The organism is Streptomyces sp. APSN-46.1, assembly GCF_022815725.1.
GTDB lineage: Bacteria > Actinomycetota > Actinomycetes > Streptomycetales > Streptomycetaceae > Streptomyces.
Map to the genome: position 1 here is coordinate 278,139 of NZ_JALGRF010000002.1, position 13,771 is coordinate 291,909.

The 13,771-nt window shown below is 71.6% G+C and carries 11 protein-coding genes and 1 tRNA gene; 5 read left to right on the forward strand and 7 right to left on the reverse strand.

What is annotated here, in order from left to right; genetic code table 11:
• Positions 1 to 118: 118 nt before the first annotated feature.
• Positions 119 to 556, forward strand: a complete 438-nt coding sequence (locus MTF65_RS07890) for a phospholipase (protein WP_243628612.1) — start codon at positions 119 to 121, stop codon at positions 554 to 556.
• Between the two features lie 69 nt (positions 557 to 625).
• On the opposite strand, the gene MTF65_RS07895 is transcribed toward MTF65_RS07890, so the two are convergent.
• The 6 genes from MTF65_RS07895 to MTF65_RS07920 all read right to left on the reverse strand — a co-directional run bounded on the left by MTF65_RS07895 (position 626) and on the right by MTF65_RS07920 (position 8,071).
• The gene (locus MTF65_RS07895; protein ID WP_243627590.1) at positions 626 to 1,837 is read right to left on the reverse strand and encodes a cytochrome P450; all 1,212 of its coding nucleotides are present in this window, start codon (positions 1,835 to 1,837) and stop codon (positions 626 to 628) included.
• A complete protein-coding gene (locus tag MTF65_RS07900) occupies positions 1,834 to 2,412 on the reverse strand; it encodes a cupin domain-containing protein (protein WP_243627591.1) in 579 nt (192 codons plus the stop codon). Before MTF65_RS07900 ends, MTF65_RS07895 begins: the two co-directional genes overlap by 4 nt.
• A gap of 74 nt (positions 2,413 to 2,486) precedes the next feature.
• Entirely contained in the window at positions 2,487 to 3,692 is a 1,206-nt protein-coding gene (locus MTF65_RS07905; RefSeq protein ID WP_243627592.1) for a cytochrome P450, read from the reverse strand.
• A gap of 82 nt (positions 3,693 to 3,774) precedes the next feature.
• Entirely contained in the window at positions 3,775 to 4,905 is a 1,131-nt protein-coding gene (locus MTF65_RS07910) for a type III polyketide synthase (protein WP_243627593.1), read from the reverse strand.
• A gap of 327 nt (positions 4,906 to 5,232) precedes the next feature.
• Positions 5,233 to 6,489: an S-methyl-5-thioribose kinase gene (mtnK, locus tag MTF65_RS07915; protein ID WP_243627594.1), complete on the reverse strand. Its 1,257-nt coding sequence runs from the start codon at positions 6,487 to 6,489 to the stop codon at positions 5,233 to 5,235.
• A 58-nt stretch (positions 6,490 to 6,547) separates the two neighbouring features.
• A complete protein-coding gene (locus tag MTF65_RS07920) occupies positions 6,548 to 8,071 on the reverse strand; it encodes an FAD-dependent oxidoreductase (protein ID WP_243627595.1) in 1,524 nt (507 codons plus the stop codon).
• A gap of 127 nt (positions 8,072 to 8,198) precedes the next feature.
• On the opposite strand from MTF65_RS07920, the gene MTF65_RS07925 reads away from it, so the two are divergent.
• Positions 8,199 to 8,867, forward strand: coding sequence for a hypothetical protein (locus MTF65_RS07925; protein WP_243627596.1), 669 nt, complete (start codon positions 8,199 to 8,201; stop codon positions 8,865 to 8,867).
• 38 nt (positions 8,868 to 8,905) lie between these two features.
• Positions 8,906 to 9,250: a hypothetical protein gene (locus MTF65_RS07930; RefSeq protein WP_243627597.1), complete on the forward strand. Its 345-nt coding sequence runs from the start codon at positions 8,906 to 8,908 to the stop codon at positions 9,248 to 9,250.
• A gap of 655 nt (positions 9,251 to 9,905) precedes the next feature.
• Here the strand turns inward: MTF65_RS07930 and MTF65_RS07935 are convergent.
• Positions 9,906 to 9,978 (reverse strand) — tRNA-Arg (locus MTF65_RS07935).
• 331 nt (positions 9,979 to 10,309) lie between these two features.
• Here MTF65_RS07935 and MTF65_RS07940 point away from each other — a divergent pair.
• Positions 10,310 to 11,917, forward strand: coding sequence for a dynamin family protein (locus MTF65_RS07940; RefSeq protein WP_243627598.1), 1,608 nt, complete (start codon positions 10,310 to 10,312; stop codon positions 11,915 to 11,917).
• Positions 11,918 to 11,921: 4 nt separating this feature from the next.
• The gene (locus MTF65_RS07945) at positions 11,922 to 13,766 is read left to right on the forward strand and encodes a GTPase (protein ID WP_243627599.1); all 1,845 of its coding nucleotides are present in this window, start codon (positions 11,922 to 11,924) and stop codon (positions 13,764 to 13,766) included.
• Positions 13,767 to 13,771 lie beyond the last annotated feature (5 nt).

Below are 13,771 nucleotides of genomic sequence, written 5' to 3' on the forward strand. Positions count from 1 at the left end.
CCGGAAGTCCGGGCGGCGGACCGTCAACTCCCGGAGGACTCCCGTGAGCCGTCGTCTCGTGCCCGCCGCCTTATCCGCCGCCGCCGCTAGCGCCAGAGCTGCCGCTACCGCCACCGCCCTGGCTGCCGTCCTGGTCCTGGCCACCCCGGCGTCCGCCGCCCCTGCCGACAAGCCCCAGGTCCTCGGCGGCTGGACGCAGACCAGCGCGGCGAGCTACAACGCGTGGGCCGCGGCGCGCGGGAACCAGGGCCAGTGGTCCGCGTACGGCTTCGACTGGTCGACCGACTACTGCACCACCTCCCCGGACAACCCGTTCGGCTTCCCCTTCCAGATGTCCTGTGCCCGCCACGACTTCGGATACCGCAACTACAAGGCGGCCGGCTCCTTCTCCGCCAACAAGTCCCGCCTGGACGACGCCTTCTACGCCGACCTCAAGCGGGTCTGCGCGCAGTACTCCGGCGCGAAGAAGACGTCCTGCACCGGCACGGCGTGGACCTACTACCAGGCCGTAAGGGCGCTCGGCGTCTCGGCGCAAGACACCCCCACCGCCGCCTGACCCACCCCTGCCGTCCGCCGCCGCCCCGTCGCACGCCACCGGACCGTCACCGGGCCGCCGATCTGCCCGTCACCAGGCGACCGGCAGGGTCTCCGGGCCCCGGTTGACGGTGTGGCGGCGCCAGCGAACCTGGTCCGGTCCGACGGCCAGACGGAGTTCCGGAAGTTCCCGCAGCAGCGTGGAGAGGACCACTTCCGACTGCATCCGCGTGAGCGCGGCGCCCAGGCAGTAGTGCGCGCCGTGGCCGAAGGCGAGGTGGGGTGCCTCGTCGCGGGTCAGGTCCAGCCGGTCGGGATCGGTGAACACGTCCGGGTCGCGGTTGGCGGCGAGATACGACACGTAGACAGCCTCGCCGGCCCGGATCAGCGTGTCGCCGATCACGACGTCCTCGGTGGCGATCCGGGGAAGGCCGACGCCGTTGCGTTGGGGGATGAAGCGCAGCAGTTCCTCGACGGCTCGCGGCAGCAGGGCGGGCTCGGCCCGCAGCAGGGCCAGCTGCTCGGGATGGGTGAGCAGCGCGTACACCATGGTCGAGGTCTGATTGCGTACCTGGTCGAGGGCGTTCAGCACGGTCATCACCGACAGGGAGATCAGTTCGGGACGGCTGAGCGCGCCCTCCCGCTGGGCGCTGACCAGCTCACTGAACAGGTCGTCGCCCGGATCGAGGGCCCGGTGGTCCGCCAGGTTCCGGAAGTAGCCGGCGATCTCGGCCTTGACGGCGCTGCTCCGCGCCGGTGAGGCGTCACTGGAGAGGATGACGGCACGCCAGCCCTGCAGGCGGCCGAAGTCGCCCGCCGGGACGCCCAGGAGGTGGCCGATCACCTGTTCCGGCAGCGGCCCAGTCAGCGCCTCCGTCAACTCGGCGGGCGGGCCTTGGGCGGCCATCGCCGCCACCATCCGGTCGGTGGCCTCCTGGGCCAGGATCCGCAGGGCGCAGGCCCGCCGGCGGTTGAAGGCGTGGGCCACGAGGCGGCGCAGCCGGGTGTGGTCGGGATGGTCGGTACGCCCGATGCCGCCCACCGGCGCGACGGTGTGCGGCGTCATGCTCGTCACCGGTCGGCCGACGGTCAGCGCGCGGCTGAAGCGCTGGTCGGACGTGATGGTTTTGACGTCCTCGTACCGGGTCGCGAGCCAGGCGTCGCCCTCACCGAAGCGCATCCGCACACGGGCGATCGGCTCCTCGCGCAGCAGCCGGTGCAGCAGCGGGTCGAAGCGGAGAGCGTCCAGGGGTTCCACCGCCCAGTGGTGCACTGTGGCGTGCGCGGGGCAGGTCTCGGTCATCGGCCCGCTCCGGCCCGGGTGCCGGACGGCAGGGGGGCGTGTCGCAGAGGTGTGAGCTGTTCGATGTCGTAGCGTCGCCGCAGCTCCTCGACGGCCGCGGCGTCGGGACCGGCGTCGGGACCGGCGTCGGAGTTCAGCAGTTCCAAGAGTTCCTCGAAGTAGCGCTCGTGGTCCGGCGGCGGAGACGCCTGGAACAGCATCCTGGCCGGCGCTCCGGTCGGGTTGGTGAAGGCGTGCGGGCAGCCGGGCGGTACGAGGATCAGCGTGCCGGCGGTCGCCCGGACGGGCCGTTGGCCGGAGAGCGACTCCCACCCGCGCCAGTCGTCGCGGGTGCGGACCCTCGGCTCGAAGGCCATCACCTCCAGCTCGCCTTCGATCACGTAGAACAGCTCCTCGCTCCGGTCGTGGGTGTGCGCCCCGACATCGAAGCCGGGCGGCACCACCACCTCGAAGGTGGAAGCGGTCCGTGAGGACGCGCCGGTCACCTTGAACGTCACCTGCTGGGCGGCGGTGCTGATGGTGCGTCCGCCGCCCGGGGGGACCACCAGGCCGTCGGACGGATGGGACTGGGGCACGTCCTTCGCTCCTCTCTCTCGCGTTTTCAGGGCTTCCGCGGGTGGGTTCTCGCCGCCCGCGCGCCGGTGCTCCGTCACCACAGGACGGGGAGCGTTTCGGGGCCGCGGATCAGCGCGCCCCGCCGCCAGTGCAGCTCCCCCTCGGGGACGGCCAGGCGGAGCCGCGGGAACCGGTCCCAGAGGGACCCGAGGATGATCTCGGACTCCATGCGGGCCATCGCCGCCCCGGGGCAGTAGTGCGGGCCGTGGCCGAAGGCCAGGTGCGGGTTGGCGACGCGGTCGAAGTCGAGCCGCTCCGGGTCGGCGAAGACCGACGGGTCGCGGTTGGCGCTCAGGTAGGACACGTACACGGCTTCGCCGGCCGGGATCGGCACGCCGCCGACCTCGACGTCCTCCAGGGTGATCCGCGCCAGGCCCACGGCGTTGCGGTGGGGGATGTAGCGCAGCAGTTCGTCGACGGCCTGCGGGATCAGCTCGGGCTCGGCGCGCAGCCGGGCCAGGTGTGCGGGCCGGGTGAGCAGGGCGAAGACCATGTTGGCGCTGTTGTTGCGTACCGCGTGAGCGCCGCTGATCTGGACCAGGGCCGCGAGACTGACGGCCTCCGCCTCATCGAGGGCACCGCTTCCGACGGCGTCGGCCAGGACTGCGGCGAGCCCCTCGCCGCCCGGGCCCCGGCGGCGGGTCAGCAGGGCGGAGAAGTAGTCGCCCAGCTCGGTCTTGGCCGCTTCGCTGGCCTCACGGCCGGCCGCGGCGGAAATGATGGTGTCCGACCAGTGCCCCATCCGGTCGCGGTCCGCTGCCGGTACGCCGACCAGTTCGGAGACCACGGCCAGCGGGAACGGGCGGTTGAGGTGGGCCACCAGATCGAGTGGCGGACCGTGCCGCTCCATCTCGGCCAGGAGGCCGTCCATGACCGCCTGGGCACGGTCGCGCAGGCGGCGCATGCTGCGGGCGGTGAACGCGGCGGCGACCACCCGCCTGATCCTGGTGTGCTCCGGCGGGTCGGCGAACCCGACGGCGCCGGCCAGCGGGATGAAGTGCGGGACGAGCCGGGTGAGGGGCCGCCCCGGGACCGCACGCCGACTGAACCTGGGGTCGACCGAGACGAACTTGACGTCCTCGTACCGGGTCACCACCCAGGCGTGCCCCTCCCCGTGGGGCAGTCGGATGCGCGCGACGGGCTCCTCGTGGAGCAGGCGGGCCAGCATGGGGTCGTAGTCGAGGCCGGGGAGGTCCGGCGGGGCCCAGAAGTGGACCGGGGCGTGGGGCGCGACAGTCACGGGCGGCGAATCCTAGATCGAGAGGAGGGGCGGGAGGCGGGGGAGCGCCGGCGCCGGCGCTGGCGCGCCGACGCCGCGGGCGTCAGCGGCCCGCGTGGCTGAGAGGGCGGTCGGCCGACAGCGCCGTGCTGCTCGCACCGGAGGCGCGCTGGCGGCCGATCCTGCCGGTGGTGGTCCACCGCCCGAGGGCGATCTCCGCGCTGATCCCGGGGCCGAAACCGGCGATCAGCCCACGGGCCTGATCGGCGACTCCGCCCTCGTCGAACAGGCGGCGGAGGGCGTCCAGGACGACGGCGCTGGCGATGTTCCCGTACTCGGTGAGCGTGGCCCGGCTGAAACGGAAGGCTTCCGAGGGGACCTTGAGGTGGGTGGAGAGATCGTCCAGGATGCGCGGGCCGCCCGCGTGGACGATGTAGAAGTCGAGCGCGGACGCGTCCCACCCGTGCTGTCCGGCCAGGTCGGCGAGGACGGGCGCGAGCGGTTCCATCGTGCCCGGAACCCGCCGGTCCAGCAGGAAGTGGAAGCCGGTGGAACGGACGCTGTACGCGATCCAGTCCTCGGTGTCCGGGATCAGGTGCGAGCCGTTGCGCTCGATCAGGACTCCGGTTCCGCCGGAGCCGCGCACGACCGCGGCGGCCACGGCGTCACCGAAGAGTCCGTTGGAGAGCAGAGTGCCCACGCCGAGATCGTCGGGCTGATAGCTCAGCGAGCAGAACTCGCAGGCGACGACGAGCGCGTTGGCCTCCGGGTAGGCGGTGCAGAAGTCGTGCGCCCGGTTGATCGCGCTGCCGCCGGCGGCGCAGCCGAGCTGGGCGATGGGGAGTTGCCGGGTGTCGGACCGGAACCCCAGCTTGTTGATCATCCAGGCCGTCAGCGAGGGCATCATGAAGCCGGTGCAGGAGACGTAGACGATCAGGTCGATCTCACTCGCGGCCAGCCGGGCGTTGTGCAGGGCCCGTTGGACGACGTCCGGCACCCGGGCCTTGGCCTCAGCCTCGTAGACGCGGTTGCGGGCCTCGAAGCCCGGATGCCGCAGAGTCTCCTCGAGCGGCTGGACCAGGTGTCGCTTCCTGACGCCGGTGTTGGTGATCAGCCGGAGCGCCAGCGGCAGCTGGGGGTGGTCCGGATGGACGGTGCGCACGAGATCGAGGGTCTGCTCAAGGCTGATCACGTGCTCGGGCACGGCTACAGCGGGTCGGCATAACGTGGCCATGGGCGGACATCCAGGGACAGAGGAAGAGCGCCCAGCCGCAAGAACCGGGCGCGTGGCGAGTCGCCATGCTGATCGTTTCCGATGTCATACGCAGGGAGCAAACCGGAAATAACTACCGAGAATCATCTAATCAGCTGATGTATCCGGGGCGCCGAGCCGGACGAAGGCGCAGAGCCTTGGCTGAATCGGAGTCCCGCCCGCCAAGGCCGGGCAGGGGCTTACGCCGCCGCTACGGCATGCGCGCCGCCGACGGCACTGGCGGCTCGCCGTGTCCGGCCGCCCGCGGATTCCGGCGAGCGCGTGCAGCGCCGGACACGGCGCTGCACGTCAACCGTTCCGGGCAGCCGCCGTGAGGTCAGCGGCGGTGCGGTAACCGGTCGGGGCTGTCACCAGGGAACGGGCCAGTGCCAGGGCTCGACGTTCCGCTTCGGCGCGAACGGTGGCGTCGGTGATGGTGGTGAAGTCGGCGGGGCGGGCGAAGCCGACGATCCGCCGGATGATCTCCGCGCCGCAGAAGCCCAGCGTCTCCGTGAACAACTCGCCGAGGTAGCGCTGCCGTTCGGCCTCCAGTGCTGTTGCCGCTTCCCCGGCGAAGAGGGCGGGAGGATAGGCGTCCCCGTCTGCGTGGTCGCGCCACAGCCGGGTGAAGTGTGTTCGGAACCCGTCCCAGAGCTGTTCCACGCTGGACAGCAGCCAGTTTCGTTGCTCCGACCGGTTGGGTTCGTGCGCGCCGGCTGCGAAGTACCCGATGAGGAGGTGGGCCAGGAGAGTGCCGATGTCGAAGCCCATGGGCCCGTAACAGGCGAACTCCTGGTCGATCACGCCGATGGACGGCTCGGTCCCGGACTCGGACACCATGATCGAACCAGTGTGCAGGTCTCCGTGCAGGAGTGCCTCGCGGGAGGTGAGGTAGCGCGACTTCAGCCGGGACACGGCGAGTTTCAGCTCGATGTCCTGCTGGAGTTCCCTCACGTCCGCATCGAGCTCCGGGCTGGTCCACCGGTTGCGAGGATGCGGCAGGAGGATCTCGGTGAAGACCATGTCTTCCATGATCTGGCACATGGCTGTGTTGGCCTCGAAGTACGACGTCAACTCCCGCTTGCGCCCGGCCGGCAGGGCGAGGTCCGATGTGAAGAAGAGCGTGTGGGCCAGGTAGCGGGCGGCATGCTCGGCGAAGTGCGGGTAACAGGCACCGGCCGTCAGCCCGGTCCGCATGACCGTGTGCCCTTCCAAGTACTCCACGGTGAGGAGATGTTCGGCGGCGTCGACGTGCAGCGGCTCCGGCAGGTACGGGGCGGCGTGGCGCCGGTGCTCGACCAGCGCGCGATGCTCGAACATGACCCGTTGCGGCGTCAGCGGCCAGCTCGGTCCGGCCGCCCGCACATACGGGGGAGCCTGCTTGACGCATACGGCCCCCGCCGGGCCACGGACGGCGAACACCAGGTTGACGTTGCCGTCGCCGATCTCCCGGGCGGACCACTCTTCCCGGACGCCGCCCAGTCTGCACGCGAGTCCGGGTTGTCGGGCCAAGTGGTCGAGGAGCTTCGCGATCTCGGGTTCGACGATGGAGGGGGGAGCGGGCATGTCTACTCCTGTGGTGAGGACTCGATCGGGGCCGTGAGCAGTGATGAAGGCGCGGATGTCATGAGAGCCAGGGCGGCCGGGGCAGGCCGAGGTGCGCCTGCAGGACCTGCTCGGCGCAGCTGAGAGCGCCAGGTATAGAACCCGGGTCCTCGGTCCAGCAGTCGCTGACGACGTGCAAGGACGCTCCGGGTGCGGGGGCGCGCATACGGACCGCGACCTGCTCCGGGTCCCGCCCGGTCCGCCACAGGTGCCAGGCTCCCGAGTGGGGGCGGCGCCCCCAGTCCTGCCAACAGGCCGCCACCGGCGGGGGGGCCTGTACTCCGTGCATGCGGCACAGCAGCCGGTGGGCGTGGGCGACGGCCGCGGCGGTGGCGGGCGGGCCGCCGTCGAACGTGGCTCCGCTCGCCGGCTCGCCATGTGCGGGCCCCGTTCCGAAGCGGTCCCAGAGCGATGCGGACGGACCGCTGGGGTACGCGGCCAGCAGCAGCCTCGACGCCCCTCCCGGTTCGTACCACACCTGCCGCAGCGGGAGATCGGTGGTGCTGCGCCCGGCCCGCACGCCACACGCGCGCCACCACGGCTCGTCGTAGGCCAGGAACAGCTTCGAGGCGCGCACCGGCTCGACGGCTTCCAGGTCCTCGGCCCACGAGGACCCGAACACCCCGGGCCCTGCCGCAAGGCGCCGCAGGGCGCCTTGCGGCAGGGCCAGCACCACCGTCTCGGCCTGGACGCGCTCACGCCGGCCGGTGTCCCGGCCGGTGTGGTCTTCGACGGCGAACGTCAGTTCGTAGGTCCCGCCGGTCCTGCGGGCACGGTCGATCCGGCACAGTCGGCGGCCCCGACGCGTGCGGCCCCCGGCCTCCTCGAACCCGGTGTGCAAAGCCCTGGGCAGATCCTCCATGCCGCAGGAGAGCGTGACGTACTCGGCCTGCGGCGGTGTCCCGAACAACACGTCGATCCAGGCCGCCGAGCCACCCGGGTGCATGTCGTACCCATCGGTGTCGGCGACGAGCCGTAACGCCTCGTGGCTCAGCGCCGCCGCGAGGACCCGCGGCCAGGAGACCTCCACCAGGGGCTCGCCCTGTACCAGCGCCGCCCCGTGTGCCGCCCGGTAGAGGGCTCGTGCCGACGCCGCATCAGCGTCCCGGCCCTCCCGGACCGCCCGGTGGTATTTCTCCCGCAGGCGTCCGAATCCCGGCACCGCCGATTCGACGGCCAGGAGCGTCAACTCGTCCGCATCCGATCCCTGTTCCCGTTTCCCCAATCGGTACGGAATGCGAGCGCAATGGGCGAAATCCCGCTGGTGCACCAGCATGCCGCGCGCCTGCACCACATTTTCCGGCCGCCCGAAAGGGAAGGGGACCAGGGCGTCGGTCAGCCCCAGATGTTTCAGCAGGGCCATCACCGGAGCGGCTTCCGTGTTCAAGCGCATGGCACCCAGTTCCGCCCACCCCCCGCCGTGCACCGGGACGGACCAGATCCGGCCGCCCACTCGGTGTCCGCTCTCGTACAGCGTCACCTCCCGCGAGCCCACGGCCAGCCGGAAGGCGGTGTAACAGCCTCCCACACCCGCACCGATCACGGCCACTCCGCCCACGCGTCACCCCGCCGGTTCGAGCCAATCAGACGTCTTTCTCTTTACCGCTCCATGCCGGACATGGAACATCAATTGAACAAATCAAGCGACCGTCGCGGCAACGGGAGACTAAGTGATCTTCAGGACCGACGTACTCGCCCAAGCACCCTCCGCCTATGACGCACTGTCTGAATACTTCCGGGACGTTCGCGCCTTCTACGAGGTCATCAGCGTTCGCTTCGCGATCCCGGAGTACGGCGTTCGCCTCACCCCCGTGGCCGGAAATGAACTGCATTCCAACGCCAACAGTTACTTGCTCTCCGACAACAGCTCCTACCCCTTCTACCTCTGGCTGCCCACCTGGCTCGGCCGCTTCTACATCGACCCCGAGCGCATCCCGGCGGACTGTCCGGCCGACGACTGTCCCACCGACAAAGCCGGCCTCATTGCCTTCGTCTGGCCGTGGCTGGGCTTCAACGACGCATACGTCAAGGACGCCGACGGACCTGAGTGCTGGTTCGGCGTTGCGGATGCCCGCCCGGAGGACCCGCACGAGACTGTCCGCACCACAGCCAGCAGCTTGTTCAACTACTTCCGCCTCGAACGCACCCTGGACGACGAGAAGGACGGCTGGGCCACCGGCACGTTCGCCGGCCGCGACATCGGCTGCAACCTCACCGGCCGCTGGCACCTGCGCCGCGCTCCCATGGCAGAGCTGACCAGTTACTACGAGGTCGAACGCAACATCATCAGGCCTCTTGGGGAGAAATTCACCGCGTTGGCCGGCTCGGCAGACGCTTGATGGTCGGATCCCCCGCATCTCGGCGTCCCGACGCCGAGATGCTGTCCGAGACGTCTCGTGTCGCCGACGAGCTGCTGAGCCCCAGCGCCGACCGGACCGCACACGACGGTGTGCCCCGCGCCCACTTGGACGCCCTCGGTGCGTCTGGCGCCCTCGGCCTGGCGACCCGGAACCCGGCCCTGCTCCGGCGCGCCACGGAGATCGTCTCGGCAGCCGACGGCGCCACCTGGTTCGTCTACGCTCAACACCACCAGCCCGTCAGAGCGGTCGCCGCCAGCGACAACCAGATTCTGCGGGACCGCTGGCTCACCCCCCTGCTCACCGGCCGGCCCCTCAGCGGCCACGCGATCTCGACGTGTCCGTCACACGCGACCAGGTCGTGAGCTTGTCCCGGCACGAGGACTGGCTGCGCACCTACCTCCACCGCAACGCCAACACCCACCCCGCCGTGTTCGGCCATGTGCAGGGGACCACCCGGTATCTCGGCCGGTACGAGGCGTTCAAGGGCTGGGCCGACAGCGCGACACTCCTTGCCGACCGGCTCACGAAGCGACCGAGGAACGGCTCGCGACCCGCGCGGCCGTCGTCGACCTGGCACTGCGCAGCGCCGCCGCGTGCCTCGCGGCATCTGGTGCCCGGGCCATGGGGTCGGACACTACGGCGGCCCGGCTGATGGGCGAAGCCTCGTTCCATCTGGTCCACGGCCAGACACCCCAGGCCAAGCACGCGTACGCACACCTCACGGACGCCCGAACCACACATGCCCTGACGTGCCGCCGATCTTCGGAAGCGCACCGAGGCTCCGCAGGAGCTGCCCGCCGTGGTATCGCCGGCGGACCAGTCGCGGCACAACTTCGGGAAGTTTTCGGGAAGAACAGCCGTTAAGAGCCCTCCGAAGCCGGGTTCAGTCGGACTGCCACCCCTGCCGTCAGGGGCGGTGCAGGGGCTTACGCCGACGCTACGGTGCCCGCGTTAAAGTGCCGCTGACCTGCAAGAAAGCCCTCCGCGAGGGAGGGCTTGAGGGTGGGACGTGGAGAGTGCCCCCGGCAGGACTCGAACCTGCGGCCAAGTGCTTAGAAGGCACCTGCTCTATCCACTGAGCTACGGGGGCCGGAAGGTGGCCGTGGTGGCCTGGAGCCCCGGTTGGGGGTGGGGCTGTGGTCCACGCCGGGTCAAGGATAGGGCTCCGGCCGCCTTGTCCCGGTTGCTTCACTCGCGTGCCACGATGTGGAGGTTCGGTGAAGCGGTCCCGATAATCGCAGGCAGGTGCGATTCTCGCACCGCTTTTGCGTCGTGGCGCCTTGGGTGTTGTGCACTCGTTATGCCTGCGCCCCACTCGTCCTCTCTGTCCATCATGTCCCGCTGGAGTGGCGGTCGGCGCGCAGAGGGCGTATAAGCTTCAAAAATGGTCCTAAATTGGGCATTCTTCGCATGTGGTGACCTTGGATGTACGGCCTCAGCTGCTCGATGCCCTGTCCGCCCTGCGCGACCGGGTCGCGTCCGTGCGTCTGCCGCTGCCCCTGCCCGGCGCTCCGCGCGCCCGCCAGACCAGAGCCGAGCTGCTCGCGCAGCTCGACGACTACCTCGTACCCCGGCTCAAGGCGCCCGAGGCGCCGTTGCTCGCCGTAGTCGGCGGGTCGACCGGGGCCGGCAAATCAACGCTCGTCAACTCCCTCGTCGGACGGCAGGTCAGCGAGGCCGGGGTGCTGCGCCCGACCACGCGCACGCCGGTGCTTGTCTGCCATCCGGATGATCATCACTGGTTCGCCGGGATGCGGGTCCTGCCCGACCTGATGCGGATCTGGGCGCCGCAGGGGGAGGAGGACGCCCTTCCGCCCCCGCAGCGCCACAGGCCCCACGGGCACACGCACGCCACCCGCGAGTTGCGGATCGAGACCGTCGCCACCCTGCCGCGCGGCCTCGCCGTCCTCGACGCCCCGGACATCGACTCCCTCGTCGTCGATAACCGGACCCTCGCCGCCGAACTCATCTGCGCCGCCGATGTCTGGGTCATGGTCACCACCGCCTCCCGCTACGCCGATGCCATCCCCTGGCACCTGCTGCGCACCGCCAAGCAGTACAAGGCCAGCCTCGTCATCGTCCTCGACCGGGTCCCGCACCAGGTGCTCGCCGAGGTCTCGCGCCAGTACGGGGCCCTGCTCACCCGGGCCGGGCTGGGGGACGTACCGCGGTTCACGGTGCCCGAGCTGCCCGAGTCGGCCGGCGGCGGCGGGCTGCTGCCGGCCAGCGCCGTCGCGCCGCTGTTCGCGTGGCTCGCCCACCACGCCCAGGACCCGGCCGCCCGTCAGTACGCCGTCGGCCGCACCGCGCTGGGCGCGCTCGACTCCCTCGGGCGCCGGATGCCCGAGCTGGCCTCCGCCGTCGCCGCCCAGCACGCCGCCGCGGTACGGCTGACCTCGTCCGTCGAGGACGCGTACAAGAGGGAGGGAAAGCGGGTCCGCAGCCGCCTCGACAGCGGCGCCGTCCTCGCCGGGGACGCGCTGACCCGGTGGCGCGGCTACCCGCTCGACACCACCGCCGACGAACTGCTCGACTCGCTCGCGGAGTCCCTCTCCGCGCTGCTCCAGTGCGCCGTGGCCGCCGCCGACGAGCGGATCGCCGAGGCCTGGCGGCACGAACCGGCCGCCGGCGCGGTGCCGCAGACCGCACCCGACCGTGAAGCGGCGGAACGTATCAGCATGGCCGTACGGCGCTGGCGGCGCGTACTGGAGGAACTCGCCGAGGAGGAGGTCGCCAAGCTCGACAAGCAGCCCGCGCCCGACCCCGACGCGGTCGCCGCCCTGCTCGTCGCCGCTCTCCTCGGCGGCAAGCGCGCCCGCCCGGCGGGGGAGAAACTCGCCGAGCGCATCGGCGTACAGGCCGCGGTACGGCTGCGCGACCGGGGCGGGGAACTCGTCGACGACCACCTGGACCAGGTGCTGCGTGCCGAGCGGGACCGCCGCCTCGCCCCGCTGGAAGCGCTCGAAGTGACCCCGGAACCACAGGCCGAGCTGATCGCCGCGCTGTCCGTACTGCAGAAGGAGAGGTGACGCGGTGACCGCCTTGACCGACCGCACCGACGACCGCTGGGACGACGGATTCATCGCACGCTCGCGCCAACAGCCCGTGGACCAGGGCGACGAGCACGACGGCGAGGACGGCGACGACGCGCTCGTACGGGCCGTCTCCGGCACCGTCTCCGGCGCGGGCAGCGACGGCGGCAAGGCGCCCACGTTCCCGCTGAGCCCCGAAGGGCAGGCGCTGAGGCTGCGCCTCGACGCGCTGCGACAGCTCGTCGGGCTGTCCCGGACCCGGCTCGACGGCAAAACCCTCGCCGAGGCCGGCCGGGTACTCGACGAAGCGGCCGCGCGCCGCGGGCTGTCGCCTCAGCACACGGTCGTCGCGATCGCCGGAGCCACCGGAAGCGGCAAGTCCACGCTCTTCAATTCACTCGCCGGAGTGCAGATTTCCGAGACCGGGCTACGCAGGCCGACCACCGCCGCGCCCATCGCGTGCAGCTGGTCGGACGGGGCCGCCGGGCTGCTGGACCGGCTGGAGATCCCGGGACGGCTGCGGCGGCGGCCCCGCGAGACCTCGGAGGGCGGGGCGCTGCGCGGTCTGGTCCTCGTGGACCTGCCGGACCTGGACTCGGCGGTCGGCGCGCACCGGGACCACGTGGACCGGGTGCTGGCGCTGGTCGACGCGGTGGTGTGGGTGGTGGACCCGGAGAAGTACGCGGACGCGGTGCTGCACGAGCGGTACCTGCGGCCGCTGGCCGGGCACGCCGAGGTGACGTTCGTCGTGCTCAACCAGGTGGACCGGCTGCCCGGGGAATCGGCGGACCTCGTACTGGACGACCTGCGGCGGCTGCTGGACGACGACGGCATCGCGCTCGGCGAGCACGGCGAGCCGGGGGCCACCGTGCTCGGGCTTTCCGCTCTGACGGGTGAAGGGGTCGGGGAACTTCGCGAGCTCATCGGCCAGTTCACCCAGGAGAAGGGCGCGGCGACCCGGCGGATCTCGGCGGACGTGGACCGGGCCGCCGTGCGCCTGCGCCCGCTGTACGTGGCCGACGGGCACGCGGGGCCGGAGATCGGGGAGCAGGCGCGCGCCGATTTCGAGGACCGGCTCGCGGAGGCGGTCGGCGCGTATGCGGCCGGGCTCGCCGCCGAGCGCGCCTGGCGGCGCAATGCCGGCAAGGCGTGCGGGACGCCGTGGCTGCGGCTGTGGCGGTGGTACGAGAGCCGGCGCGCCCCCCGCTCGCTGGCCGGGCTCGCGTCGCTCGCGGCGATCGGGCGCAACCCCGGCGCCTTCGAGGCTCCGGTCGAGGAGGAGGTCACGGCGCGGCAGCGCGTCGAGCAGGCCGTACGGACCGTTGCCGAGGAGGCGGCCATCGGGCTGCCCGATCCCTGGGCGCAGGCGGTACGGGAGACCGCGGTGCGGGGTGCCGAGCGGCTGCCGGAGGCGCTGGACGAGATCGCGGTCACGCTGGGCGCGGCGGTCGCGGTGCCCGGCGCCAAGCCGCCGAGGCCCACATGGTGGCCGGCGGCGGTGCTCGCACAGGCGGCTATGACCTTGCTCCAGGTCTACGGGGGACTGTGGCTGCTCGGCCAGATCGTCGGGGTGCTGGGGCCGCGCCTGTTGGCGCCGGTGCTGCTGATGGTGGCGGGCATCGTCGGCGGCCCGCTCGTGGAGTGGGCCTGCTCCATCGCGGCCCGGGGGCCGGCGCGGCGCTACGGGCAGGACGCGGAGCGGAAGCTGCGGCAGGCGGCGGCCGGCTGCGGGCGGGCCCGGGTGCTGGAGCCGGTCGCGGCGGAGCTGCTGCGCTACCGGGAAGTGCGCGAGCAGTACGGCACCGTCGCCGCAGGGGGGACGAAGTTGTCCACAACCCGCCAGTAGTCCAC

Excerpts from the sequence above, each read along its gene's own strand:
- MTF65_RS07895 (WP_243627590.1), bottom strand. The coding sequence starts at position 1,837 with ATGACCGAGACCTGCCCCGCGCACGCCACAGTGCACCACTGGGCGGTG.
- MTF65_RS07910 (WP_243627593.1), bottom strand. The coding sequence starts at position 4,905 with ATGGCCACGTTATGCCGACCCGCTGTAGCCGTGCCCGAGCACGTGATC.
- mtnK (WP_243627594.1), bottom strand. The coding sequence starts at position 6,489 with ATGCCCGCTCCCCCCTCCATCGTCGAACCCGAGATCGCGAAGCTCCTC.
- MTF65_RS07930 (WP_243627597.1), top strand. The coding sequence starts at position 8,906 with ATGCTGTCCGAGACGTCTCGTGTCGCCGACGAGCTGCTGAGCCCCAGC.